The 26503-nt window shown below is 49.9% G+C and carries 28 protein-coding genes; 5 read left to right on the plus strand and 23 right to left on the minus strand.

Going from position 1 to position 26503, the window contains the following annotated elements; genetic code table 11:
- Positions 1–50: 50 nt before the first annotated feature.
- Genes IPP75_02735 through IPP75_02750 form a run of 4 tightly spaced genes read right to left on the minus strand, consistent with a single transcriptional unit; the run spans position 51 to position 2393 of the window.
- Positions 51–998: an ABC transporter permease gene (locus tag IPP75_02735; GenBank protein QQS70028.1), complete on the minus strand. Its 948-nt coding sequence runs from the start codon at positions 996–998 to the stop codon at positions 51–53.
- 3 nt (positions 999–1001) lie between these two features.
- Positions 1002–1715 (minus strand): cell division ATP-binding protein FtsE, encoded by a 714-nt coding sequence (ftsE, locus tag IPP75_02740; GenBank protein ID QQS70154.1) that lies wholly within the window; start codon positions 1713–1715, stop codon positions 1002–1004.
- Positions 1716–1717: 2 nt separating this feature from the next.
- Positions 1718–2110 carry a PIN domain-containing protein gene (locus IPP75_02745; protein QQS70029.1) on the minus strand — a complete coding sequence of 131 codons (393 nt, stop codon included), beginning with the start codon at positions 2108–2110 and terminating at the stop codon, positions 1718–1720.
- Positions 2100–2393 (minus strand): hypothetical protein, encoded by a 294-nt coding sequence (locus IPP75_02750; GenBank protein ID QQS70030.1) that lies wholly within the window; start codon positions 2391–2393, stop codon positions 2100–2102. Before IPP75_02750 ends, IPP75_02745 begins: the two co-directional genes overlap by 11 nt.
- Positions 2394–2640: 247 nt before the next feature.
- On the opposite strand from IPP75_02750, the gene IPP75_02755 reads away from it, so the two are divergent.
- From IPP75_02755 to IPP75_02770, 4 genes are all read left to right on the plus strand, one after another.
- Positions 2641–3543: an IS982 family transposase gene (locus IPP75_02755; protein ID QQS70031.1), complete on the plus strand. Its 903-nt coding sequence runs from the start codon at positions 2641–2643 to the stop codon at positions 3541–3543.
- A 327-nt stretch (positions 3544–3870) separates the two neighbouring features.
- Entirely contained in the window at positions 3871–4842 is a 972-nt protein-coding gene (locus IPP75_02760; protein ID QQS70032.1) for a transposase, read from the plus strand.
- A gap of 152 nt (positions 4843–4994) precedes the next feature.
- Positions 4995–5471: a hypothetical protein gene (locus IPP75_02765; protein QQS70033.1), complete on the plus strand. Its 477-nt coding sequence runs from the start codon at positions 4995–4997 to the stop codon at positions 5469–5471.
- Positions 5468–5953: a transposase family protein gene (locus tag IPP75_02770; GenBank protein QQS70155.1), complete on the plus strand. Its 486-nt coding sequence runs from the start codon at positions 5468–5470 to the stop codon at positions 5951–5953. Before IPP75_02765 ends, IPP75_02770 begins: the two co-directional genes overlap by 4 nt.
- Here the strand turns inward: IPP75_02770 and IPP75_02775 are convergent.
- From IPP75_02775 to IPP75_02825, 11 genes are all read right to left on the minus strand, one after another.
- Positions 5950–6471: a hypothetical protein gene (locus IPP75_02775; GenBank protein ID QQS70034.1), complete on the minus strand. Its 522-nt coding sequence runs from the start codon at positions 6469–6471 to the stop codon at positions 5950–5952. The genes IPP75_02770 and IPP75_02775 overlap by 4 nt on opposite strands.
- Before the next feature lie 70 nt (positions 6472–6541).
- On the minus strand, positions 6542–7624 hold the full coding sequence (prfB, locus tag IPP75_02780; protein ID QQS70035.1) for a peptide chain release factor 2: 1083 nt from the start codon (positions 7622–7624) through the stop codon (positions 6542–6544).
- A complete protein-coding gene (locus tag IPP75_02785) occupies positions 7625–8917 on the minus strand; it encodes an insulinase family protein (protein QQS70036.1) in 1293 nt (430 codons plus the stop codon). It lies immediately after the preceding gene.
- Positions 8918–8968: 51 nt separating this feature from the next.
- Positions 8969–11569, minus strand: a complete 2601-nt coding sequence (gene secA, locus IPP75_02790) for a preprotein translocase subunit SecA (GenBank protein ID QQS70037.1) — start codon at positions 11567–11569, stop codon at positions 8969–8971.
- A gap of 130 nt (positions 11570–11699) precedes the next feature.
- Positions 11700–12056, minus strand: coding sequence for a ribosome-associated translation inhibitor RaiA (gene raiA / locus IPP75_02795; GenBank protein ID QQS70038.1), 357 nt, complete (start codon positions 12054–12056; stop codon positions 11700–11702).
- Between the two features lie 23 nt (positions 12057–12079).
- Positions 12080–13327 (minus strand): serine--tRNA ligase, encoded by a 1248-nt coding sequence (gene serS, locus IPP75_02800; GenBank protein ID QQS70039.1) that lies wholly within the window; start codon positions 13325–13327, stop codon positions 12080–12082.
- Positions 13328–13351: 24 nt separating this feature from the next.
- Positions 13352–13744, minus strand: coding sequence for a type II toxin-antitoxin system VapC family toxin (locus IPP75_02805; protein ID QQS70040.1), 393 nt, complete (start codon positions 13742–13744; stop codon positions 13352–13354).
- Positions 13731–14030, minus strand: coding sequence for a hypothetical protein (locus IPP75_02810; GenBank protein QQS70041.1), 300 nt, complete (start codon positions 14028–14030; stop codon positions 13731–13733). The genes IPP75_02805 and IPP75_02810 overlap by 14 nt, the downstream gene beginning before the upstream one ends.
- A 41-nt stretch (positions 14031–14071) precedes the next feature.
- Positions 14072–14863: a PD-(D/E)XK nuclease family protein gene (locus IPP75_02815; protein ID QQS70042.1), complete on the minus strand. Its 792-nt coding sequence runs from the start codon at positions 14861–14863 to the stop codon at positions 14072–14074.
- A gap of 173 nt (positions 14864–15036) precedes the next feature.
- On the minus strand, positions 15037–16395 hold the full coding sequence (locus tag IPP75_02820; protein ID QQS70043.1) for a class I SAM-dependent RNA methyltransferase: 1359 nt from the start codon (positions 16393–16395) through the stop codon (positions 15037–15039).
- Positions 16383–17012, minus strand: coding sequence for an HAD hydrolase-like protein (locus tag IPP75_02825; protein QQS70044.1), 630 nt, complete (start codon positions 17010–17012; stop codon positions 16383–16385). Before IPP75_02825 ends, IPP75_02820 begins: the two co-directional genes overlap by 13 nt.
- Before the next feature lie 114 nt (positions 17013–17126).
- Here IPP75_02825 and IPP75_02830 point away from each other — a divergent pair, with 114 nt between their 5' ends.
- The gene (locus IPP75_02830; protein QQS70045.1) at positions 17127–17669 is read left to right on the plus strand and encodes a hypothetical protein; all 543 of its coding nucleotides are present in this window, start codon (positions 17127–17129) and stop codon (positions 17667–17669) included.
- Positions 17670–17811: 142 nt separating this feature from the next.
- On the opposite strand, the gene IPP75_02835 is transcribed toward IPP75_02830, so the two are convergent.
- From IPP75_02835 to IPP75_02870, 8 genes are all read right to left on the minus strand, one after another.
- Positions 17812–18183, minus strand: coding sequence for a metallopeptidase family protein (locus IPP75_02835; GenBank protein ID QQS70046.1), 372 nt, complete (start codon positions 18181–18183; stop codon positions 17812–17814).
- Positions 18176–19711 carry a lysine--tRNA ligase gene (locus IPP75_02840; GenBank protein QQS70047.1) on the minus strand — a complete coding sequence of 512 codons (1536 nt, stop codon included), beginning with the start codon at positions 19709–19711 and terminating at the stop codon, positions 18176–18178. The genes IPP75_02835 and IPP75_02840 overlap by 8 nt, the downstream gene beginning before the upstream one ends.
- A gap of 113 nt (positions 19712–19824) precedes the next feature.
- Positions 19825–21117, minus strand: coding sequence for a hypothetical protein (locus IPP75_02845; GenBank protein QQS70048.1), 1293 nt, complete (start codon positions 21115–21117; stop codon positions 19825–19827).
- Positions 21118–21262: 145 nt separating this feature from the next.
- On the minus strand, positions 21263–22048 hold the full coding sequence (locus IPP75_02850; protein QQS70049.1) for an SIMPL domain-containing protein: 786 nt from the start codon (positions 22046–22048) through the stop codon (positions 21263–21265).
- 65 nt (positions 22049–22113) lie between these two features.
- On the minus strand, positions 22114–22572 hold the full coding sequence (gene greA, locus IPP75_02855) for a transcription elongation factor GreA (GenBank protein QQS70050.1): 459 nt from the start codon (positions 22570–22572) through the stop codon (positions 22114–22116).
- Positions 22573–22645: 73 nt separating this feature from the next.
- The gene (locus tag IPP75_02860) at positions 22646–24355 is read right to left on the minus strand and encodes a proline--tRNA ligase (GenBank protein QQS70051.1); all 1710 of its coding nucleotides are present in this window, start codon (positions 24353–24355) and stop codon (positions 22646–22648) included.
- Positions 24356–24484: 129 nt separating this feature from the next.
- A complete protein-coding gene (locus IPP75_02865; protein QQS70052.1) occupies positions 24485–25321 on the minus strand; it encodes a CPBP family intramembrane metalloprotease in 837 nt (278 codons plus the stop codon).
- On the minus strand, positions 25302–26468 hold the full coding sequence (locus IPP75_02870; GenBank protein ID QQS70053.1) for a site-2 protease family protein: 1167 nt from the start codon (positions 26466–26468) through the stop codon (positions 25302–25304). Before IPP75_02870 ends, IPP75_02865 begins: the two co-directional genes overlap by 20 nt.
- Positions 26469–26503: the final 35 nt, after the last annotated feature.

Raw genomic sequence — 26503 nt, forward strand, 5'->3', positions numbered from 1 at the left:
GAGAGACGAAAAAGCCTATCCGACGGAAAGGCTGAATCCTAAGGTTTGTCTTATTTTTTCGGAGTTTTGAATTTCAGATATCGCTGCGTGGCAATCACGGATGAGGCAGCACCAATTAGTATACCAAGCGTAAGCTGCATCAGCAACAGCTGCCAGTAACGCTCCTGAAAGTACTGCTGGCTATAGCTGATGTCGAGCAGTCCAAAACTTGTCGCCTGCAAAGAACTTGAGGCCGTAATAAAGAGCGCGTTGATGATAAGTATGGAGATAATGGCCGAAAGCACACCGTATATGACCGTCTCTACAACAAATGGTGCGCGAATATAGCTGGTGCTTGCACCGAGCAGGCGCATAATCTGCAGCTCATCGCGACGGTTGAAAATTGCCATTTGTATCGTGTTGAAAATGATGAGCACGGATATAAGCGCAAACACCGCGACGGCAATAATACCGGCTCGTTGCAGAATGTTTGTGGCGTGGGTAATTTTGTCTATGGTAGCACGTCGCTCACCACTGTCAGAAATAGGGTCTGACTGAAGTTTCTGCCACTCCGGTTTGGTTACAAAGGAGCGAATTTCACCCATTTTGTTCAGGTCCTTCGGCTTGATTTTGATGGTGGCCGGTAGCGGGTTGTCTGTTTCGTTTACTGCTGCGAGCAGTTTGTCATTACCTGCATTTTGCTTTATAAAGGCCCTCAGTGCCGCAGCCTTATCGAGATACGTCACTTCCTCTACATTTTGTAGTTGCTCAATTTTAGAAACAAAGTTTTTTGCCTGAGCTGATGTAACCGCGTCTTTCAGGTACACTGAAATATCAATCTTACTGGTAATCTGGTCGACCTGATTTGCAAATGTGGCGTTCACTATTATGGAAAACAAAATGATTGTAAGAGTAATAATCATCGTCGCCATGGCAGCAATAGCGAGCCAGGCATTGCGCACAAAATACAGAAAGCCAGTTCGTACTATTCTGCCTGTTGTCGTCGTACGCCTGCCCATATGCTAGACGCTCCTCGTGACAGGTGGTTTCTCGTTGTACTGTGCGTTTGCACGGTCACTTACAATACGTCCATTTTTTATAGTAATAACTCGTCTTTTTAGTTTGTTTACTATTTCCTGGTTGTGCGTAGTCAAAAGCACAGTGGTGCCGTAGCGGTTGATTTTTTCGAGCACGGTAATGACATCCCAGGCATGTTTGGGGTCGAGGTTACCCGTTGGCTCATCGGCAATGAGAATTTTGGGCTGACGCACGATTGCACGGGCTATAGCAACACGCTGGCGTTCGCCGCCACTCAGTTCTACCGGCATACGCTTTGCCTTATCTTTCAGATTCACAATTTCTAGCACTCTCGGTACCGTATTATTAATCTCTTTGGTGCTGACTCCCACTATTTCCAGTGCAAAAGCAACGTTCTCAAACACGGTGCGGTTCGGAAGCAGCTTGAAGTCCTGAAACACAACCCCTATTTTACGCCGGAGCAGTGGTATGTCTTTGTCGGACAGCTTGTCATAGTCTATGCCTCCAACAATCATTTTGCCGCTAGACGGTCGCTCTTCGCGAGTGAGCAGTTTAAGCAAGGTTGATTTCCCTGCACCGCTCTGGCCAATAACAATCACGAATTCCTTCGGCTCCACATGCAAACTCACTCTATCGAGCGCAGAGCCAAGAGTTTTCCCGTATGTTTTCGTTACCCGATCCAGCAAAATCATTAGCAGTATTATAGCACGATTACTTCGAGGCCGGCGTAGTCACGGAAAACCGCAAAATCTTTGTCGAGCGTCAAGAGCGGCTCGCCCATTTCAAGCGCCGTTGCCGCAATCCATAAATCGTTATCCGAGAGAACTCTTCCCCTCTGGCGACAGAAATACCATAACTCCGCAAAATACTCCGCAGTGCGCATACTGGGTTCAAGTATTTCTGCGCCGGTTTTTCCCAGAAATTGGTTTAGCATTGTTTCATTTTGTTCGCGCATAGTTCCAGCCCAAAATGCTTTATGAATCTCAGCAATTACAGCAAGCGGTAGTGTTGCTTTGGTCGATTTCTCAAGTTCACGGTACACGGTTTCGTCACCGTCACAAAAAGCTCGGTACACATTCGTATCAATAATCATCTTCAGCCCATTTTCGGCGCATCAGCTCTTTCTGAGCTTTATCATCTTCGTCTAGGATGCGGCTTGCCTCTGGGTCGAATCCTACCCCAAAAAGATCTTTCGCTTTTTCTGCAACCGAAAGCTCTTTTGTCTGGGTCGCCATGCCTGCACTTTTAACAAGCTCCTCTACTATAACTGCGTTGACACTTTTTCCCGAGTTTGCGGCACGACGACGCAGATACCGGCTAACCGGTAACGGCACGTTACGGATGGTAAATTGTGTAGTGAGTGGATTTGCAGGCATGCAGGCAGTATAGCAGGCATGCAGGCACATTGTCAAATTTGCCCTGTTATGTGGTAGCCACATCAGCCAGTACTCGAGCTGGGGCGGCATCTAGCTGTAGTGCAATCGGAAATGCGTACACTGTAAAATCCTTACCAACACCTCAGTTCGACATAAGAGTCTCCTCGTTTTTGTCTAGATAACAGGGCGTGAGCCCTGTTATTCTGTTTTTGGATCAACAAAAACCAAAAACAAAGGAGACACCAATATGGAACTGGTAGCTTTATTCTACCTCATCGATGAATTCTGCAAGGAGTTTGAACCTGCTTGGCGAAAACAACGGATGACCTTGGGGCTCGCGTACCGTAACAAACCTTGCCGCATGAGTCTCAGCGAAATTTTGACCATCATCGTCCACTTCCATCAGAGCAATCACAAAACATTCAAGTACTACTACCTTGATTACGTCTGCGCCCATCTTCGGTCGGACTTTCCGAATCTGGTTAGTTACGGCCGGTTCGTTGAGCTCATGGGGGAAGTAACCACGCCAATGGTCACTATGCTGGTGAGCTTGCTCAGCACACCGAGCACTGCCAACTACATCGATTCTACCAAGCTAGTAGTCTGCCATAACCGGAGGATACGGAGAAACAAGGTGTTCAAAGGGCTAGCAGCTCGTGGCAAGAGCAGCATGGGCTGGTTCTATGGATTCAAGCTCCATCTCATAGTGAACGAGCACGGTGAGATCATCTCTTTCTTTATCACACCTGGTAATGTGCCGGATAACAACATTGAAACTGTCATTAAGCTCGCCCGAAAGATGCAAGGCAACCTGTTTGGTGACCGAGGCTACATTTCTAAGGATTTGTTTGCAGCGCTCTGGGGACAAGGCACGAGGCTCATAACTGGCATCAGAAGGAACATGAAGAATAGGCTTTTGCCACTCATGGACAAACTCATGCTCCGAGGCAGATCAATCATCGAGACTATCAACGACCAACTGAAGAACCAAGAACAGATTGAACACATCAGACACCGGAGTCCTGTGAACTTTGGGGTCAACCTGTTCTCTGGCCTCATTGCATACCAATTGCAGCCAAAGAAGCCGAGCCTACACTTTAGCAATACAGAACAGCAGCTCCTGACGGAGCCGTTGTTACTGCCAGCCTAGGCGGCTGGCTTATGTCGAACTGAGGTTAGGGTAATCTTCAAGACCATCCGGACTGCATGTATCGCTTCCGACCATGTTTACCCGATTACGACAGATTAATCCACATAGCCCTAGATCAGATTCATTATATTTCTGCACTCGAGTGCGAAACTTGCCCCTGCATAAGACCAATTTCATATACGCGAAGGACATCATCTAAAAGATAGGCGGAGTGCTTCGGCATGACAAAAGGATCTACAACCTTACACGAGTTTCGCACTCCCCAATTCTTTGCTAGCCTAGAAGCATGACGTCAGTCATGCTTTTTCGTAAACAAGGAAAATAAACATGTCTCGTTCAAAATGTTCTCGTGAGCTGTACTGCTCATTCCTGGAGGTCACCTCCTCACGGTATTCTGCGCTCAGCTTGAGCGAAGTAGCCCCAGACAATGCCATGCTCTCTCACGACAGCGTCTCCCGTTGGCTAGCATCTGAAAAGATACAGCCCAAAGACCTGTGGCAAGCTGCCGCTAAGGAAGTTCGCGCCACTCCTGGCATTTTGGTCTTCGATGATGTCGTCATCGACAAAAGCCGAAGCGGCAAGATGGAGCTTGTGAACTGGCAGTATGCGGGAAGTAAGCATGACATCACCAGAGGGATTGGCGTTGTAAATGCGTTGTGGCAAGTAGATACAGAACACTACATTCCTATGGACTACCGCATCTGGAACCCGCCAGAAGACGGCAAGACTAAGAATGATCACTTCCAGGATATGCTGAGTAGCACAAGACAGAGAGGGCTACGCCCGGAGATGGTTGTTGCGGATAGCTGGTACGGCTCTCTAAAAAACCTTAAGGCAGTTCGCTCTCATGGCTGGGACTGGGTCATGGGGCTGAGGAGCAACCGGTTAGTCGGTAAGCCACATATCCAGCTCAGAGAGTTAGATATACCAGATACAGGCTTGGTGACATATCTGAAAGGCTATGGGTGGATCAGAGTCTTCCGGTTTGAGGCCAGTAACGGCCGCACGGATTATGTTGGTACAAGTCGTACTGACCTCACCCGCGAACAAGTCAAGAAATACTTCGAGCGCCGTTGGAGTGTCGAGGTACTGCATCGAGAGCTCAAACAAACCTGTGGCTTATCCCGCTGTCAGGCCAATCTTGGCCGAGCCCAAAGAAACCACATTGGGTTAGCTTTGCTTACCTGGGTACGAAAACATAAGAGAAGGCTAATTGACCAAACGACGCTATACCAACAAGATTGGGAGGTCATAAAACCAGGCATCCAGCTTGCGCTGGCTGCCCGGTTGAATGGGTGAAAGTGCGAAACTCGTGCCTTAAAGAAATGATGGTATCCGGTTGCGATTCCAAAAAGCCATTCTTCAGACCTTGCCAAGTGTACTTGACTAACGTTGTATACTAAGCCCCAATCCCTCCGACACCTCGGTGTGTAGAATTGGGGCATATGTGTATGAAGAAGAACCTAACCCGACATCAAGTTATTGCCTATCGTAAACGAGTGTTAACTGAAGCCGATGCGAAAGGCGCGGCAATCGCTGCCCGAATGTTTGGGATCCATCGGGATACTATCTATGCTTGGCGGATCGAACTGTTCCCGCAGAAGCCTGGACCAAAAGGCAGGGTATCCTGGCAGACGAATGAAGACATTGAGGATTTGGTGCTACAAATCAGGCTGGGACTATCCTATGGCCCGAAGCGAATCGTCGATGAGATGAGTGACTCTGGAATATCCATTGGCGAGAAAGCTGTCCGCGGCATTATTGAACGAGCCGACCTCGTAAAGCACCAGAAACATCCAAAGAAAAAGCCAACGAGACCGTTCTACGCGCCCTATCCAGGCTACCGAGTGCAGATTGACACTAAGGCTGCACCGGTTCGTCCGGACGAAGATAAACGACGGAGTCGGGACAGCAGTTTACAGCGATAGACATTGTCAGCAAGATCCGGTACCTGGCGGTCAAGGATGGCTTGTCGAATAGCAACTCAATCGCCTTTGTGCGTGAAGCCCTGGCGTTCTACGAATCGATTGGTATTACGGTGGAATGTGTCCAGACAGATAACCACTCCACGTTCACCAATTTGTCTACTGGCGGTAACAAAAAGCGTGACCATGAGCTCAGACGTATCCACCCGTTCACGCAGTACCTGCTCGACCGGGGCATCGAGCACAAGCTATCCCGACCGGGTACACCCCAACATAATGGTTTTGTCGAGCGGAGCCATCGGACAGACGAAGAAGAGTTTTACCACGTCACCAAAACGACCGAGCTTGATGTCGTCGCGTTCAACGAAGCAATGAAACTATGGCAGAACGAATACAATCGCGTGAGACGGCATAGCAGCTGCAATAACCTGCCGCCAATGGAGCACTATGAAGCGGTATGGAAAGGAACAGTAACTCATGTCTAAGTGTCTGGACAATTGGGGCTTAGTACAACTTGACTAACGTTGCCTTCTGCCCGCAATAGTTCTTTCAGCCGCTCGCGATCAGCGCCAATTCCTTTCGCAATCGCATCTATACGGAACATGCCCATTGGAGATCCCGTATTGCCTTGCCACAGTCTCAAGCCGTCATCGCCGCTATCGATTGAAGGCAGTCGAAGATGTCTTCTCTCAAATGCAATCCAGCGCTCAGTGTCATTTTCATTTAGTGCTCTTTCGCTCTCTGTTGCAGATGCCATCACGATATCACTTGCGACTATTTCGTACACAGCTTGAGAAACCGCGTGTGGTAATACAAAACGGCCCAGCCCTACCTGTGCTGAATCCATAGCTTCACCATCGCCAACACCTAGCAGCGTTGATTGTTCAATGCGTAAGCTTCTAAGCGCATCGCGCAGACTTGGCTTCCATCGCTCAGCAGGGTCGGTTGCTCGTTGTTCGAGTCCATGTAGTTCTGTGCCTACCTGTTCAGGTGTTCGTCCCATACATTCCTTTCAATTAGATATGTGGTCACTATACACCCTCAGTTTTGACCAACCAAAAGCATGATGGCTCTTAGCTTCCTAGGATATTATCAAGGTAGGCGGAAATGAAGGGGGTTAGGTTGCCCGCAAGCACATCGTCTGGGTCGGTGCTGGTGTATCCGCTGCGGAGGTCTTTGACCTGTTTGTACGGATGCAGCACGTAGCTGCGGATTTGGTTACCCCATGCAGCTTGCTCATTTGGGCCTTTTAGCTCACTCACCTTTTCAGCATGCTGCTCTAGCTGGAGCGCAGCGAGCCGTGAACGAAGAATCGTCATAGCAGTTTCTCGGTTTTGTAGCTGTGAGCGTTCGTTTTGTATAGCAACCACGATTCCTGTTGGCACGTGCGTGACTCGTACGGCCGAGTCGGTAGTGTTGACACTTTGGCCGCCGTGACCACCGCTACGGTAGACATCTATTTTCAGGTCTTTTTCGTCTAGCTCAACCGCCTCGGGCGTATCAATTTTGGGCATCACTTCTACCTTGGCAAAGCTGGTTTCGCGACTCTCGGCGTTAAAAGGACTCAACCGTACAAGACGGTGAACACCATGTTCGCTTTTGAGCTTTCCGTAGGCAAACACCCCTGTTATTTCGAGCGTTGCGCTCTTTATTCCACCTTCGTCTGCAGGCGCTTCTTCGAGCATAGAAACTGAGTAATTTTGTTGTTCAGCCCAGCGCACGTACATGCGCAGTAACATACCCGCCCAGTCCTGCGCATCGCTACCACCCGCACCAGCATGGAGGCTTATAATGACGTCGTGCTCGTCGTATGGACCAGAAAATTTTAGCTCTTCTTTTAGCTCAGCAAAGTCATTTTCGGCCTGTTTCACCTGGGAAGTCATCTCTATCTCTATTGTTTCATCCCCGGTTTCTAGTAGCTCAATAGCCTCGTCAATACTTTGCCGCAGTTTTTCCCACGGCATTATCCGTTTTTCCAGTGTCGCCTGCTCTTTTACTGTCTTCTGCGCAGCCTCAGGCTCATTCCAAAAACTTGGCTCGTTTATTATACCCGTGAGCGTTGCATAGCGATTTTTCATGACATCAAAGCCAATTCGCATAAGTGCGCTGTGTACGGCATCTTGCAGTGCTTTCGCCGAACGAAGGGATTCTTCCATTTAAGCCACCTGTTGCCAAAGAACGGCTAGCTGCTTGCTCAAGTCATCTGCAAGCTGTGGCGTAACGCTTCCGTATACACCGAGACCACCGATGTTATCGGCAAACATTGCCCGGGTCACATCTATAATGTCCTGTTTTGTCACGGCCTGAATACGCTCTGGTACCCCGTAGTAATCTTCGATGTGCTCGTCAAAGAAATACCGTCCCGTGTAGCCAGCGGCCGTACTCGAAACTGTCTGTGCGCTTCGCTGGTAACGACCAATCGCATATGCCTGTGCGGCACTAATGTCTGCCTCTGCAAGCTCTCCCCGAAAAAGGTTACCAAGCTGCTCAATAATGATGTCAAATAGTGCCGGCGCATTCGCTGCGGAAACCTGACTCCCAAACCACAGGTTACTGCTCAGCTTGATTTGCTGGAACCCGCTGTTCATACCATAGACAAGCCCTCTTTCGCGGGCCGTACCGAGTATTTTAGAGTAGAGTGTTTCGGTGAGCAGCGCGTTCACTAACCCAAGCGCATCAATCTCTCGCTCTTCAAGCCGGCGAATCATAAACGTGTCGATGTAAAAATACACCGTGTCGACTGTTTCGTTCGGAATACACACTGGTTTTTTCAGGCCAGTCACTGCTTCATCTGGCATGATAAATCGCTCGCCACGAGGAAGCTGAATTTCTTCAAGCATTTCCACAATTTTGCGCTTACGGGCAGGAGTTATATTGCCCGCTATGACAAACCGCATATTATCTGAGGTATGCGTTCGCCGGTAATGTTCACGCACGTCGTCGAGCGTGACGTTGTCCATAAGCACCAAGCGTTCTCTATCTGTTTCCGAGACAAGGCCATAGGCTTTTCTGCTCGACGCTCCAAGTTGACGGTAGTGATTGTTAGCCCGAGCGGCCAACTCTTCGCGAACATTACCAAACTCTGCGTCAAATTCCTCCTGCAAAAACAACGGCTTGTCTATGGCGGTGCGCAGCAGTCGTGTTACTCGCTCCCATTCAAAATCGGCACATTCTAGCTCGTATACAATGTCATATACATCGGTAGAGGCATTGCTGTAGGCACCATTTTTTTCCACTTCTGCCTGAAAATCACGCGCCCGCGGGAACTCATCATTCGCACCGAGTAATATATGCTCCATGAGGTGTGGCGTTTCCCACTTTGCCCTGTCAACCAAATACTCCCCCGCCCGGAAGTTAATATACACATTCATAACGCTTGCATCTGGAACGTGCACCAAAAGACCTTTGGCGCCGTTTTCTAGGGTAATTTCTTCAACTGTGTGCTTCATATGTGAAAGCAGGTGACTGAGACTTATTAACTCTGCCCTTTGCCCTCTGCCCTATTTCCGTTTCCTCGCTTTTGCCTTGCGCTGACGCTCGCGTTTGTTTGCCTTGGCGCGTTCTTTCGCAGTGGATTTCACCTGGGATGGCTTTTTCCCCGCTGTAAAGTCCCCCTCATCGAACTGTTTTTCATCGTCTAAAATCTGCCCGGCGTTGCTTATAGAGCCGCGAGCCGCTCGAGTCAATTCGGTTTCAACCGGACGGTCAAGCTCGTCCATTTCAATTGGTTCTGCGTGGAAGATTGCTCGAACAACATCGTGGCGAAGCGCATATTGCATTTGCTCGAAAATCATCTGTCCGCGGCGTCGATACTCAACAAGTGGGTCACGCTGGCCGACACTCATCCAGCCGATGCCTTCGCGGAGATGATCCATGTTTTCAAGATGCTGCATCCAAAGATTATCTAAGATTTGTAAGTATATGTCGCGCTCAACTCGGCGCATAATTTCAGGGGTGAAGGCTGTCTCCCGGCCCTTATACAGCTCTTTGGCTTCCTCGACAAGCACCGGTTTTACCGTATCTTGCGTTTTGGAGAAAACACGATCCAGTGCGGCCTCATCAAGCGGTAGTAGCTCTTGCACGGCTGGCTCAAACTCTTCACTGGCGCGCAGTGGTGAATCTGCAAGCAAAGTAATTTCTTCCTCTATGTAAGCCTTCACGCGTTTACTGATGTCATCGGCACGCAAAATTTCCTTGCGCATAGCGTAGGTCGCTTTGCGGTGGCGGTTCATGACATCGTCGTACTGCACCACATTTTTACGCTGGTCAAAGTGAAAGCCCTCAACTTTTTTCTGGGCCGCTTCAAGGCTACGGGTAATCATACGGTTTTCAATCGGCACATCTTCGTCAACCTTCAGCCGGTCGAGCACTTTGCCAATCCGTTCTGCTCCAAATATGCGCATAAGGTCGTCTTCGGTGCTCACATAAAATTGGGTTGCTCCCGGGTCGCCTTGTCGGCCGGCGCGACCACGCAGCTGGTTGTCTATGCGACGCGATTCGTGCCGTTCGCTACCAATCACAAACAATCCGCCGAGCTCCTTGACGCCCTTGCCAAGTACGATGTCAGTACCGCGACCAGCAATGTTGGTTGCGAGCGTGACGGCCCCTTTTTCGCCAGCTTTGGCCACTATTTTCGCTTCGCGTTCGTTATTTTTTGCGTTCAGAACCTGATGCGGCACACCCGCTTTGGTTAGCATGCCACCAAGTTTTTCATTCTTTTCTATAGAAACAGTACCAATAAGTACTGGCTGCCCCTTTTCGTGCAATTCCTTCACCTCACGGACGATTGCCTTAAACTTGGCGGACTCGTTCCGGTAAATACGGTCACTGCGGTCATCACGAATGATTTGGCGGTTAGACGGAATCTCGACGACATCGAGCTTGTAAATCTGATGAAACTCTTCACTTTCAGTCATGGCCGTACCAGTCATACCGGCTAGCTTATCGTAGAGACGGAAATAGTTCTGGAACGAAATGGTTGCAAGTGTCATGGACTCTTCCTGCACTTCGACGCCTTCTTTTGCCTCTATAGCCTGGTGAAGCCCCTCGTTGTACCGACGCCCCGCCAGCAAGCGACCAGTGAACTCATCGACAATGACAATCTCTCCGTCATTTGTCACCACATAGTCTTTGTCGCGCTTAAACAACGTCTGCGCTCTCAGTGCCTGCTCTAGGTGATACAGGGTGCGGATGTTATCGCTGCCGTACAGATTTTCTATACCGAGCACTTTCTCAATTTTGTCGACGCCCAGGTCGTTCAGCACCACTGTTTTCCGCTTTTCGTCAACTTCATAGTGCTTGGCGGTCAGCTGGCGTACCGTTTTTGCAAACTGCGCATAGGCATTGCCTGGCGTGACACTTGGCGCACTAATAATCAGCGGGGTCCGTGCTTCGTCTATAAGTATGGAGTCAACCTCGTCGACAATGGCAAAGTTCAGTTCACGTTGCCGAAGCTGGTCTGTCTCACGAACCATATTGTCGCGCAGGTAGTCAAAGCCAAATTCGTTGTTGGTGCCGTAGGTTATATCCGCCGCGTAGGCCTCTTGTCGCGTGCATGGTCTGAGGTGCCGAAAACGCTCATCTTCGTGCTCTTCATTGACGTACTTTGGGTCGAATAAATACGAGTGGTCGGCCTTGATTACTGCGGTCGAAAGACCGAGAAAATGATACACCTGACCCATCCAGCCGGCGTCGCGCTGCGCAAGGTAATCGTTCACCGTCACCAGGTGCGCGCCTTTGCCGCCGAGCGCGTTCAAAAACATCGGCGCAGTTGCAACAAGCGTCTTACCTTCACCGGTTTTCATTTCGCTCACATTGCCTTCGTGCAGAACCATACCACCTATAAGCTGTACGTCGTAATGACGCTGTTTGAGCGTACGCGTCGCGGCCTCACGTACCAGTGCAAATGCGTCGGGCAGTATACCGTCCAGAGATTCTTTCTTAAGCCGTGCGCGCAGCTTATCTGTCTGCTCACGGAGCTGTTTGTCGGTCATTTTTTCGTACTTCGGCGCGAGCTCATTAATAACCCGCACACGTTTCCTCAGGCGCTTGATAGTTTTGGCCTGCGGGTCACCCAGAATACGCTTTAAAACTCTATTCATAGACTTTTCTGTACCTCCACATACATCAGTAATTCGTCAAACACTATTGTACCCTGTTTTTTTTAGGGATGCGAGTGGAAAAAGGAAGTTCTATACGTCTCGCACATTTCCGTCTACAACGCGTACTGTTTCAGGCGATAGCTTTTTCTCGTTTTAGCCGCCGAATTAGGCGGTGTCGTAAACCATATTTGCTATGTTTTCCTTTGTAGTCTGCCAGTTGACGGCGAATTTCAACTACCGCTATGTCAAATGCTGCATACATGTGCGTAGTAGTTTCCTTGGCGGCCAACGTGCCATGCGGGAGCTGCAATGCTAAAGTACAGGTTTTATCCTGACCTTTTTTTGCTTCTTTGAAGTGAACAGCCAGCACCGCCGCTTCGCGAGCCTTGCGCGGAACGTATTTCTCTATATCTTTTATCTTCCCCGCGGCATATTTCTGCAATTTTGGGCTCAGGTCAAAACCCTCCGCGCTGACGGTGTGAATCATGTGACTCCTTCTTTATCTACCGTTTATATCTCAGTTCTGCCGCCCATGTACGGGCGTAACACGTTTGGTATTTCCAGTGTACCACGTTCTGTTTGGTAATGCTCTATGACAGCAATGAGCGAGCGCGCCAGAGATACGGCCGTGCCATTCAGCGTGTGCAGCACTTCCACTTTGCCATCTTTACGTCGAACGCGAATGTTTAGGTTACGCGCCTGAAAATCGGTGCAGTTACTGCAGCTCGTCAGCTCGCGGTACTTTTGGTCTACCGGCGACCAGTACTCTACATCGTATTTTTTAGCCGCTGGCGCACCCAAGTCACCTGCCGCAATGTTGATAACATGATACGGTATACCAAGCGCTTGCCACAGTTCTTCCTCTGTAGCTAGTATAAACTCGTGCATGTCCCGACTCTGCTCGGGCGTACAGAAGATGTACATTTCAAGCTTATTGAACTGGTGTACACGGAACAACCCCCGCGTATGCTTGCCGTATGTACCTGCCTCACGGCGATAGCATGGGCTATAGCCAACATATTTTAGCGGCAGTTTGTCTTCGTCGATAATTTCGTCGGCATGGTAGCCTGTAAGCGGTGCTTCAGCTGTGCCGATGAGCGTCAAATCTTCACCCTCTACATAGTATTCGTTACCACTCTCGTCGCCGCGCGGTGAGAACCCCGCACCCGTCGCCACCCGGCTGCTGACCATGTGCGGCACCGTCATATAGGTAAAGCCCTTTTTGGTTACAAAATCGAGTGCAAACTGGGTAATGGCGTTTTCAAGCAGTGCCAGGTCGCCCTTCAGGTAGTAAAACTTTGCGCCAGCCACCTTGGCACCCCGCTCAAAATCTACCCAGTCACGCGCAACAGCAAAGTCCAGGTGGTCTGCTGCGCCTTTGTTCTGCGCCCCAACCTGTTTTATTTCTACACTGTCTTCCTCGCCGCCCAGTGGGACATCATCAAATGTAGGGTTTGGCACCATTTGCATCTGGGATTGCCATTTTTCCTCTGTAACTTTCAGCTCATTTTCGAGAGTGGCAATTTCATCCTTCAGCTTTTTACCCTGCTCTATTTGCTCCTGAGAAGGCTTTTGGCCTTTCATAGAATCGGTCAGAGCATTACGTTGAGCCCGCAGCTCCTCAACCGCCGTCAGCTGTGTGCGCCGCTCTTCGTCTACCTTTAGCAAAGACTGCACGTCAACGTTTTTGTATCCTTTTTCATGCGCCTTGCGTTGCACCAGCTCGGCGTTCTCCCGTATAAATTGTATATCTAGCATAAAACTAGTATACAGAGTTACGGGTTAAGAGTTAAGAGCAGCTGGGTTCAAAAAGGCAAATCCGACTTTTCCGTCGTACGCCCGTACGAGTGCCTGGTCGAGCGTCACAAATACACTCACGCCCGCTCTGAGGGCCACTGCTACTTGAAGTGCGTCTTCAAAGTCTCTGCCCGCTTCATGCTTCCGTGCCCAAACATAATCTTCTGGCAACAGTGGAATAAGTCCAGCTGCACCCACAAAATCCGCCAGCACGCTTTCTGCTATACCCACCTTGCGGCCAAAATGCCACACATGGTGCACGGTAAGCATACTCATATACACCTTGTCCTGTCCCGACAGATAGGCAATAACCGCCTGCTGTGACACCCGTTCTTCCAGGAGTACCTCGAGAGCGATATTCGTATCAATGTACACCATATTTTTTCGCCATGTCTTGGGTATAGAGCTCCTTGTACGAAACATCCTTGGGCAAACGAGTCAAGCTCGCGGCTGATTGTTTTCGGGCTTCAGCCCCTGCAGCAAGCATGCGCTCCATCGCACTTGTTGCTTCGTAGGGTGCATCCTTAGTTTTTGAACGTTGCAGCGTTACAATCGGCTCCGAACGAGAAATAACTGTGTAGCTTCTACCCGCAGCAATATCTCGCAACACGCGGGGTAGATTGCGCCGAACCTCTTGGATTGTAATATACTGTGGACTATTCATACTTTAAAGTTACTCCAAAGTAACTTTAAAGTCAACATATGTTACATGCCTTTTTTCTGAAGAGCTAATAGCGTCAGGCTGGTGCGGGAGCGGGCGTAGGAACAGAATTCGCAAGGACCACCCATGGCCGCGGTGCCAATGGCAGGCATATCGTCGTTTTCCATGCAGGTCTTCATATCGCGCAGAGTTTGCTCTACCCAGTCGCTCTTGCCCGTGTGCGGGAACACGTGGGTTTCAAACTCGACTACGCCATCAAAGGCATCTTTGCCAGGGTTGCCGGTGGCGTACACAAAATAGCCCGTATCGCTCACCGCAAAACCATTTTGCCGAAGTAACCACTGGTAAATCTCCATCTGCCTACGGTACATATCTTGCCAGCCACCCTCTGGGCCAAGTGCTTTTACCGGCTCGGCTTTTGCGGTGGCTTTGTAGTCAACCACCATGAGTTCACCTGCTGGGTTCACCCACACATCGTCCACTGCCCCAAAGACGTGCAGGTTTGTCGGCACATGAAGGGTGGTCACCCCTGTAAAGTTATGTCGCCACGTATCAAGGTCTTTATGCGTATACGGCACAGCATCGAGACCAAACTGTTTCATGAGCGGATGTGGTTTTTTCTGCTCACGGTAGACATCGAACTCTTTTTTGAACAGCTCGTCTATGGCCTTGTTGATATTGAACGGCGGGCTGCTTGGCCGGGTAATCTTGTGGCGCACATCTAGCCAGAAACAGCGCGGACACTGCATATACAGCTCAATTTTGCTGCGGCTGACCTTATACGGCTCAGTTTGCCCTGGCTCATATGGCCGCGACCGTTCCCTCATGTATGACATGCGTGTATTGTATACCAACCACACAGTATTTTCGGATTTTTCAGCCCGATAATCGCTGAGTTAGAATACGTCTGTACCGACGAAGCATATCTGGATATGGTGAGGAGGTAGAGGCGTATTCTGGCCAGTGAGGGCGGGATGAGAAACTGAAAAATACCGTGTGGTTGGTATTTTTACTTCCGACGCAGCACGGCTAGTGTTTCGATGTGAGGAGTCCGTGGGAAAAAGTTGAAGATTTCGAAATGTGTCATTTTGTAGGCCGACTGGAGTAGCGCAAGGTCGCGTGCATGGGTGGCAGGATTGCAGCTGAGGTAGATAATTTGCGGAGGCCGTACTTCTAAACAGCGCTTGACGACATTTGCGTGCAAACCGGCCCGGGGTGGATCGAAAATAACTGGCCGCAACCCGTCGATGTACTCGAGGGCCTTTTCTGCCGATGATTCGACAACCTCAGCGAAGACCGGTGAGTCGCAAGCATTGGCGCGCGCCATTGCCGCAGTCCTGGAATCGAGTTCAACAAGTATGGCTTCCCTCTCGGCGACCGACAAACCAATACTGCCGACACCAGCGTACATATCTACCGGGTCGCCCTGGCAGTGCGCCCGAATACTTTCTAGCGCCCGCGTGTAGACCGGCTCATTCACCTGGAAAAAACTATCGACATCGTAAGAAAATGTCTGCCCGAGCAGCTTATCGCGCAGCCCGCAGTCGCCCAGTTCGTACAGCAATGTGGTTGGTACCGATGCGGGAGAACGCGGGTTTGAGTGGTACACCCGCAGCCCCTTGAGCGCACTAACAGGACTGTCCTTTGAAACTGGAGATTTCACCGCATTTGGCAATTTCAATCTGGGGAATTTACTTGGTTTTACAAAAAGTGCCGCTACTGCCTCCCCTGCTTGGTTGCAGCGCACAATCACGGTCTTCAAGTCGCCCGCCCGCAGATCGAGCCGTTGCAGCTCGCTCAGCACTGCCCGTGCCGCATCGTCTACTGCCGGCAGCGCGAGTGCGCTACCCTGCACAATTTGCTTACCATGACTGCCCCGCTGGTGGAGCGCCAGGTGCAAGCCATCATCATCACCCCAAAACGAATATTCCATTTTATTGCGGTAATGAAACTCCGAACCTACTGATACTACAGCTCTGTCATCTTGAGCGAATCCGGCACGAGCCGGAGAAGTCGAAAGGTCTCCTTTTTCCCCAGAAGATTCCAGGTTCTCATACGGAATAGCAACACCTTCGTGCGTAAAAAGCTCTTTGACTATTGCAGATTTATAGCAGTTTTCGGCCTCAAAGGTCATCATTTGCCAGGGGCTTGTGGCAAGATAATTGTCCTCATGCGGGTCTATTCTCTCTGGTGAGGCTTTTAGTATCTCCTCGGCAATCGCTTCAGCGTATGACCGCTTTTTCTTAATAATCCGCACTCGTACGGTTTCGCCAGGCAGTGCATTCCACACAAACACTTTCCGGCCGTCTGCTAATGTGCCGAGCCCCTGCCCGCCGTGCACCAGCTTTTCTATAACTACTTCATCCACCGACTTAGTACCTTCCGCAGGCCATCTACCGTGGTAACCAATCTGTTCGGCTTCAGGAGCTCCAAGCCGTGTTTGCTACTGTACCCCCATGTCACCGAGATTATTCGTAGACCCGCACCGCGTGCCGAAACCACATCAACCTTCTCGTCGCCGACACACCATAGCTTAGATGTATCCAGGCCTTCACACTTTACCACCCGGCGCATCGTACTTGCCTTGGACCAAAAATGTGCCCCACCATAAATGCCGTCGAAATACGTATCTAGGTCATGCCACTGCAAATATTTGCGAATATTTTCACTATGATTGGTGCTGACCACAAAGAGTTTGACGCGAGCTTCATAGAGGTCACGAATAAGTTCGGCTAAACCGGGATACACCCGTATACTTCGTAAATGCCGCCGGAGCATACGCCGCCCCCGCACCGCAAGCCACGCTATTTTCCATAGCGGCAACCCCATCTCGCGCGCAATCTGGTACATTGACTTGTTGCGCATGCTGTCTACCACTTCTTGGGTACGGTGCACTGGCTTTCCGTGCACATCATCGTACATGCGCAGCAGTGCCGGTAGGCTGTCTGCAATAGTTCCATCAAAATCAAAAATGACTGCTCGCATATAGTAACTATACCAGAGGAACCGAGCCTGTCAGCTCGATTATTGTGTAAGATATCGTACATTCAATAATTACTAAGTTGCGCTACAATACGGTGCATAACTAAGGAGGTCACCGTGGTAGACGTTACAGGCATAGAAAACAAACTCAATGATGTGTTTGGCAAACAAGCACCCAAGATGCCAAAGGGACTATACGATTTCTTTGTAAATTATGCCCACGTACTAACCATGATTGGCGCAATAGCCAGCCTGTTTGGGGCGTGGAGCCTATGGAACGCAACCCGCGTTACAAATGGCCTAGCAGACTTTGCGAACGAGCTGAATAAAGCCTACGGAGGACGTGAAGTTGTTTCTACGAACGAACTTACGTTTTTTGTATTGCTCGCGATGGCATTTAGCGTAGTGAGTGCACTCGTTTACTTCATGGCGTATGCACCGCTAAAAGAGCACAAAAAGACTGGGTGGAATTATCTGTTTTATGTGAGTCTTTTAAGTGTGGCGTACTCGGTTCTTATGCTCTTTGTTGATGGTCAAGGCTTTGGTTCGTTCCTATTTGGTCTTGTTTGTACAGCCATAGGTTTTTGGATTTTGTTCCAGATTCGCCCAGCGTACCTCGGCAAAGCTGCCGGTCCCGCTCATACTACACCAACAGAATAGTCCTTCAGCTCATAGAAAATGCCCGCTCAATTTATGCGGGCATTTTCATTTCACAACAACCATTTTCCACACTTTCTACTCGGCCGGATAAAAAGTGTGGCATTTTGTGATACTGAAAGCACTGTGGTGCCGCTGAAAAATCTTACTTCTCGAGTTTATGGATTTGGTCGTGGTCAAGACCGTAGTAGTGCGCAACCTCGTGCCACAAAGTGTGGCGGATGTTTTCGTACAAAGATGCTTGGTCATAGCTTTCGGCTAGGAGCGGGAATTTAAACAGCGTGATAACATCTGGCACAAGCGGCTCCCTGCCCTGGCGCTGCGGGAGCGGTACACCGCTGTACAGCCCTAACAGCGTCTGGTTGCAATGCAGTTTCAGTTCACGCCGCTGCTGCTCGGTTGGTTCGTCTGCCGTAACGATGGCGACATTTTTCACCCGGTCACGGTGTATTTTCGGCAGCGATTCAAACGCGCGGTCTATAAGTTCGTGAAACGATTCGTCCGTAATATCAAACATCTGCTTTTTTATATAGTTCCGGATAGACGGCTTTGGTGGTGGCATCGACTTCGGCGCGCAACTGCGGGAACACCACGCCTTCGCGCGCGCTCACACCTTCGAGTGACCAAAAGACACGTTCGCTCCACCCAAACCCACAAGCTGGTGGCATACCGTACTCTAGTGCCTCTACGAAGTCTATATCCATCATCTGTGCCTCAGCATCACCGGCATCACGCAAGCTTTGCTGCTCAAGAAAACGCTGGTACTGATCTATGGGGTCATTGAGCTCGCTAAAGGCTTTACACATTTCGCTTCCGCCAAACACGAGGTTAAACTGCTCGGTCAGGCGAGGGTCAGCTGGCTGCATTTTGGCTAGTGGCTGCATGAAGGTTGGCATGTCTACGAGAAACGCGGGGCCAGCAAGGGTTTTGCGGTAGTTTTTCCAGAGCTTGTCGAGACTGCGAAGGCGATTATCTTGCTTTTCTACTTCAAGCTTATGTTCGCGGAGCTTTGCCTGTATGTCTTCCATGGGTGATTCGAACACGTCTATGCCGTACCGCTCTTTGAGCACCGACACAAAGCTAATGCGCGGAAAATGCGTATCGTCTGCCCCAAAATCTACCTGCGTGCCATCGGCCAGTGTAAACTGCCGCTTGCCCCACGTGGCGTCACACACCGCCCGAATTTGCCGTTCGGTAAGTTCCATGCCCTTTTCCCAGTCGGCATACGCCCAGTACCATTCCATGGCAACGTGTTCGGGGAGGTGTTCGTCGCTGTAGTTTTCGTTTCGAAACCGAGCACCTATGTCGAACACCTTTTCGTACCCCGCTACCAGCAGTCGCTTGAGGGGTAGCTCATGCGAAATACGAAGGTAGAAATCTTGGTCAAGCGCATCCATGTGGGTCACAAATGGTGTTGCATCTGCCCCACCAGCCACGTTTTCCAGTATGGGAATGTTGATTTCTGTAAAGCCCTCGGCCTGCAGAAATTCACGAGTAGCCTGCCAAAACTTACTGCGGCGAATAAACCGCTGCCGCACATGTTCGTTCACGTTCATGTCTACGTAGCGGCGGCGCAAGCGTTCTTCTTTGTTGGTAAAGCCATCTATTTTGTTCGGCAGTGGACGTAGTGATTTGGTGAGCAAGCGTAGTTTCGTCAGCTCTACCGACTCTTCACCGGTTTGCGACCGCGCCACCACCCCGGTGGCTTCTATAAAATCGCCGCTGTCGAGTAGCGGAATGTCGCGCTGGGATAGTTCGCTGTCTGCGTAGTCAGCCTGTTTTTCATCATCACGCCGCCAAATGAGCTGTAACTCCTGTGCGCTTTGGTCTTTTATGACTATGAACGCAAGCTTCCCAAACTTACGGATAGACACAATCCGACCAGTAACAGTAACCGTCTGCCCCTCCAGCTGACTAAACTGCTCGTGCACCGCAGGAATACTGTGCGTTCGAGCCGAACGCGCCGGATAGGGGTTAACTCCCAGCTTTTTCAAATCTTCCAGCTTACGCAGCCGCTCATTCCGATAATCTTGTAGTGTCGCCATACACCTATTGTAACCGCAGAACGGAATAAAAACTATCTCGTTTTATGTTTTTAACAGATGGTTAATCCCAATATGTATATGGCTACCCGACATAACGAATTGCTCAGCAAACCTTATTTACGCTTATCTCGAAACGGTGCATTACCCTTGAATCGCATATTCTTGTCACCATGGCCGCGCGTGCTTGCACCGCCTCGCGCACCGTTAATCTTGGCTGGCTGTTTATGCTTATAGGCCGGACCGTGATTGTGTTGGTCGACCAATCTTTTAGTATTAGACCTGCGTGTCTGTTCGGGGCCGGTAGTTGGTGCGACTGGTCGAGGTTTTGACACGACCGTCGGAAATGGAACAACGGGTTCATTGCCTGGTTTCCTTCGACGCAGTATTGGGATAAGCATCGGTATAAACACAACCTTGAATGAGTCTTCGCTGCCCTCGGTCATTTCGGTGGGGGTTTCCTCTGAAACAATACGTTTTTGAACAACTGGTTTCTCAGCCTTGACCATTACCAAAACATACCGATCGTTCACAAGCCCTTCTAATGTATCCGTGTCGCCCTTGGACAACAGTTTAAGAACATCAGGATCTTTACGATTAAAGCCGACAACAAGGTCCTGGGCACTTAGGCCATTACCCTTTGCTATACCAAAAATGTCTGCATTCAACTTATCATCAATAATCTCTGTGCCACCAGTCACACGAACCTTACTTGCGGCACTTGAGCCCTTGCTCGTAAGTTCGTCTTTGAGCATAGTGGCACCTGTGGCTGCACGCGTTTCTGCCAGTTCGACGTTCTTCTTATTTGGTATGCCTAGACCAGGATTATCGCCACCATTGTTCCATGCCGTATCGTCCTCGTCAGAGGCATAGCCATGAGCTGTAATGTCAAGAATGTTCCAGCCCTGTTTTTCCAGCAACTCAACACTCCCCGCCAAACTATTGATTGCGGCACCACCATCCGTCATTTTTTTAGCATTTGGATCTTTCGAGAACTTTTCTGCCCATAACATTGCCGGCAGTGTTGTTGGTGCTGTAAGCTGCTCAGTGCCCGTAACATATTCAACCGTCACCGGAACACTGCTATCCCCAGCATGCTCATTAGACCACTTTGGTTGAAAACCAACCCCCGGCAAAGATAAAACTAGACCCCCAACTTTAGATGAAATTGTCGGGCCAAATGTTTCGGGTTCAGCTACGTGATGCAAGCCCACCTCTACTCCAATCGGCTTTCCGGGAAAATCCGGTGCGTGACCTTCATGTCCAGGGGTGTTTGCGGTAAAGGTTGCAAGCCCTGACAATAAGAGGCACGCCAGCGCAGAAGCCCTGGGATCAACACCCATACCAACTTTCTCGCCAGTACTTGATGAATCTGGCATTCTGGCTGGTTGAAGTTGTAGTTGGGACATGATGTTATTTATCGCTTATATTTATTTTTTATTTTAATTTATTAACTTATGTAAATCATACTATCATAATATAAATAAAAAGTCAATAACATGTCACTACACCCATTTTCACTGGGGTTAGTACATTAAAATTTCTAGTATATGTTTAGCGGATGTAGTACGTCACTTGGACGCTGTAGGTCAGCTCGTTTTCACCGGGTTGGACGCCGAGCGACTGTGCAGAGGCTTCCGTAGATGACTTAACCGCATCCATAGCCATAAGGGGTATGGGGCCGCCGTTGCCTCTGTCGCTGTCTTCGACACTTTTTACCTTACCCAGCTTAAACCCAAGGTTTTTTGCTTGCTGGTCAGCTTTAGCTCGAGCTTCTTTGGTAGCCTGGTCGCGACCTTTTGCTTCGAGCTCTTTCTGCTTAGCCGTACTAAATGTCGCCTGCGGCGTTACTGCGCCACTAGGATTTGTTGTTAGTAAATAATCTTGCGCCTTTTGGGCTGCGTCGCGTGTGTGAGTAACGGCAGTAACTTGCAGCGTATAGGTATGGGTTTTACTCTCTTCATCATAAAAATAATAATCCCGGTAGCCGCTCGCGTTCGTTTTTATGTCCTTGTCTGCCACGCCAGCTTTTTTCAAGCCCGCCACTACTTCATCGCTTTTGGCGGTAAGTTCTTTTAACCCCGCAGTTTTATCGGCATTTTTGAACTCGTAGCTCGGGTAAAAAACGTATTCATCTGGTTCTGCTTTCAGCGTTGCGCTGCCACTCACGCTCACGGTGCGGTCACTAGCGCTCGGCTGGCTATCCCATGGCCGCCACAGTGCTACGACGGCAACTAACCCGACAGCAAGTACCGCACTCAACCACCACGGGTTCACCCGCAGTGTTACTGCCTTGGTATTCGATGTTTTCACCTCGTTAGGGTTATTTTCATCTGTCATTTTCATCCCATTCCCCTCCTGCTTATAGCAGTATTGTCGCCCCCAGAAGCCAAAATGTAAAGCAATTAGCGGATAGAGAGGACTTTGTAGGTAACGGTTTCGGCAGGCTTGACGATGTCTACTGAGTCGCCTTCTTTCTTGCCCAAGAGGGCTTTGCCAATTGGTGATTCGTCTGAGATTTTGTCTACTGCCGGGTCGGCCTCTATGGTACCGACTATTTGTACAGTAACTTCATTGCCTTTGGGGTGCTTGAGCGTGACAGTAGAGCCAAGCCCTACCTGCTTGCTCTTACGAGCTTTTATGACCTCTACGTTAGCAAGAATGTGGTCTATTTCTTCCAGCCGACCGTCATTGCGTTCCTGATCCGCGCGAGCTGATTGGTATTCAGCGTTTTCGGCTAAATCACCGAGTTCCCGAGCAACCTTAATAGCCTCGGCCGTTTCGGCACGCCTTACAAGCAACTCTGCTTTCTCGGCCTCAAGTTCCTTTATACCTTCTTGGGTCAAATGAAATAACTTCTTCATACTTGTATCCTCCTTTTGTGCTCATGTGGCTGAACCTGTTTCGGTCGTTTAGCCTTGGTATACTACTGGGTTTCTATACTTGGGTCAATATGTTTTTGAGTCTGTCGATTGACACCATCTCGGTTGCTTCTGACGTACGCGCTTTATATTCATAGGTACCTGCTTCGATTGTTTTAGGACTAATAACAATACGGTGTGGAATACCGAGCAAGTCGGCATCGGCGAACTTTTCACCTGGGCGTTTGTCGGTGTCATCATACAGCACACTCACCCCCCAAGACTGTGCGATTTCGCACAATTTCTCCGCTGCAGACGCAACTGCTTCGTCATTTCCCAACTGCGCAATATACAACCGGTACGGCGCAACAGCATCCGGCCACACTAAACCACGCTCATCACTAAAATGTTCTGCAAGCACACCCAGCAGGCGACTTACCCCTATACCGTAGCACCCCATAATTATGGGCTGCCTGTCACCCTGCTCATCGGTATAGAACATGTCAAATGCATCGGTGTACTTTGTTTCAAGCGGAAAGATATTGCCAACCTCAACGGCTTTCATGACCTCGTAGACTTTGCCGGACGCTGGGTTGATATCGCCCTCTTTTGCTTCTTTCACGTCATAAAACTGTTCTGGCCGCGGCAAGTCTCTGTCCCAGTTGACGTTTTTGTTATGGTAGTCAGTTTTATTGGCACCAAGTTCAAAGTTTTGCAGTGACGCTACCGAATCATCTACGACCCACCTGACTGCTTCTGGCAAGCCGAGCAAACCAGCAAATCCTACCTCTGCCCCTGTAACTTCCCGAACGGTGTCGGCGTCTGCCAAAGCAACTGCTGTTGCCTGGAGTGCCATACGCAACTTCACTTCGCTTACCGAGTAATCGCCCCTAACTGCTACGGCCACCACCGCACCATCAACCATATACAACATGGTTTTAACAGTACGCGCTACAGGCACACCAAGTACATCCGCAAGCTGCTCAACGCCCACAACGCCAGGCGTGTGGCATGCTTCCATGGCCAGCTGCTCGTCAGTAGATGCCTCGCCGTCGGGCGCCTTCGAAGGAGCTACCTCGCGGTTATAATACTCGCTCGTGTCTGGTACATGAAAAATAGTGTCCTCGCCTATAGGGCTCAGCGTTTGAAACTCGTCACTGAAACGCTTGGTAAATATGCCGCCATCGGCTTTGACCCGGAATGTGCTATCACCGATGCCTAAGCGTTCATACACCTTATGGTAAGCCGCTGCAATCTGTTCGTAGACTTCTTCGTGCTGCCGCTGGTCGCGCGCAAACGTGTACATGTCTTTCATAATAAATTCGCGGCCGCGCAGCACGCCCGACTTGGCGCGTTTTTCGTTGCGGAACTTTGCACCAATCTGGTAAACCGACTTCGGCAAATCCTTATACGATGTAATGTACGGCATTGCCGCGTCGACAATTGGCTCTTCGTGGGTTAGGCCAACTCCTAGTTCTGTACCATTTAGCAACTTGGTTTTGAACCAGTTATCTACCACTGCGTCGTCCCAGCGATTTGTTTTTTGCCATATGTCGCTTGGCTGCAACGTCGTCATCAACAACTCCTGACCACCAGCAGCATCCATTTCCTCGCGCACTATTTTCTTTATGTTCTCAACGACACGAAGACCAAGCGGCAAGTAAGCATAGACACCGGCAATCTCCTTGTGGACATAGCCAGCGCGGATTAATAGCTGTGCGTTTTTGGCAACTTCGTCAGCAGGCGCTTCCTTTAGTGTTTTGGTAAATAGCTGTGATACTTTCATTGGATTGTCCTAATTATGAGTTATGAATACGGGTTACTAGCGTGCAAGAAACCGCCGCGGCGGCATAGTACGGGAATCCGGTTGGTGGAAAACTCGCTTCATTGCCACCATTGTACGCTATGCTCCGGCTTATTTGAACAGAAATAGATAGGAAAATGCGACCATATTTTTCATGGCGTGAATGAATATAGGCGCCCACAAACTCCCTGTTTTTTCGCGCATGTAACAGAGCACCACTGAGAGAACGGCGGTGTCAATGGCTGCAATCCATAGCAGCGGTTCACCCGACCCAAACTGCAGGTGTGCAACCCCAAACAGTATGCTTGTAAGTAGTGCGCCGTACAGAAAACCAAGCCTAGTTCTCAGGCTCGTAAATAAATAGCCGCGAAATACAATTTCTTCAGCTATGGGCGGCAAGACGACCAGACTAACGAATACAAGGAGTAGCTGCTCGGCCGACCGGGCAGTTTCAAAGCCAATCTGTTGTTTCTGCTCGACATCGAGAGACGGTATGAGTGCATTTGCCACGCTCGCAACGACAATATACATAACAATGTACGCACCAAACCCTTGCAGTGCCCGCCCGATATCACGCAGGCGCAAGGGTACCAGCCCGATATCTTTCCATTTCTTCCGATGCCAATGTAGCAGCCAGTATATGCCGCTCACCGTTAGCGCTTCTGCGAGCAGTATGTAATAAAACTGCGCACTAACCGCATCCTGCAGCCACTGCGTTGCGCGGTCGGTGCTCCAACCCATGCCCGTTAGGACAAAAACTAGTATAAACGCAGCTGCAATCTGCGGCGCAATATACAAAAACAACGTCCAGAGCACGGTTGGTAGCGGCTGCCAGGCACGGCCCTCGGACACTTGCGAGTGTGGCAATTTACCTGGGATGTGTGTTTTAACTTCGGTGTGTTTCACCTCATTTGGTAAAACTGGCCCCCTAGAAGAAGCGTTTGACATCGACAATGGTAATTAAAATAATAAGCCCAATCAAAAGCATAAAACTCGCCCCAACAATGTTTTCCTCCATTTTGGGGGTTAGCCGCTTCGCCTTTGTTAAACGGCTAGCGAGCATAAGGTAGAGTCGTCCGCCGTCGAGCGCCGGCACCGGCAACACATTCATAATGGCCAGGGTGAGCGATATGATAGCAATGATAAAGAGCATGAAAAGTATACCAAGCGAGCTACCACCCTTTAGTACAAAATATATACCGAGCGGACCAGACACTTGGCTGCTCGCTTCTGTCTGAGCTTGCTGCCGCGCTTCGGTATTGCCTGTGACCCCGCCTGCAATAATGCCGCCAAGCCCACTCAGTGCCGTACCAATACCCTTTAGTGTTAGTTGCGTAAACTGTGCACTCAAACCAACAGCCACAACCGGCGCCGACCACGTAGAGCGGCGCAAAATAATTTCTTGTGGAGCTACCCCAAGGTAGCCTTTGGGATTGTTCGTTTTGCTGCTTGACTGGACGGCAGCTTCACTGAGCAGCGTTGCCTGCGTAGAACGGCTCTGGCCGCCGCGCTCATACCGAATAGTTACCGTTTGCCCCGCAAACTGCTTCGTGACCTCTGACAGCTTTTGACCGTTCATGGTGACTGTTTTATTCGCAGACGCAAAGCTAAGTAGTTTGTCTCTTTCTTGCAGCCCGGCTTTCGCGGCCGGTGTTTTTTCCTCGACATACCCAACAAGCACGTCGTGCCGGGTAATTTTCGTGTCGCTGGCAACGGTAAACTGGTTATCAACCAGCTTCGGCATACCAAAGAGCGCCAGTATAGTAAACAGCACCAGTGCCGTTACGAGATTTACCGCGACACCTGCCAACATAATCTTTGCCTTTGCCCAGTCGCTGGCCGCGCCAAAACTGCCCTTCTCCGTGTCGCTATCGTGTTCGCCCTTTAGCTTCACAAACCCACCGAGAGGTAATGCGTTTATAGTGAAATCCCACCCGCCTTTCATTTTTTTGCCCCACAACTTCGGCGGGAAAAATATGCCAAACTCCTCGGCCTTCACGCCATTTCGCTTGGCGACCAGAAAATGCCCCATCTCGTGTGTGATGATGAGGAGCAGAAAGAGAATGATACCTAAAACGAAAACTACAATTGCCATTGCTTATAGTATAAAGGGCAAAGGGCTAAGGGCAA

This window comes from Candidatus Saccharibacteria bacterium (genome assembly GCA_016700375.1).
In the GTDB taxonomy this organism is placed as follows: Bacteria; Patescibacteriota; Saccharimonadia; order Saccharimonadales; family UBA4665; genus JAGXIT01.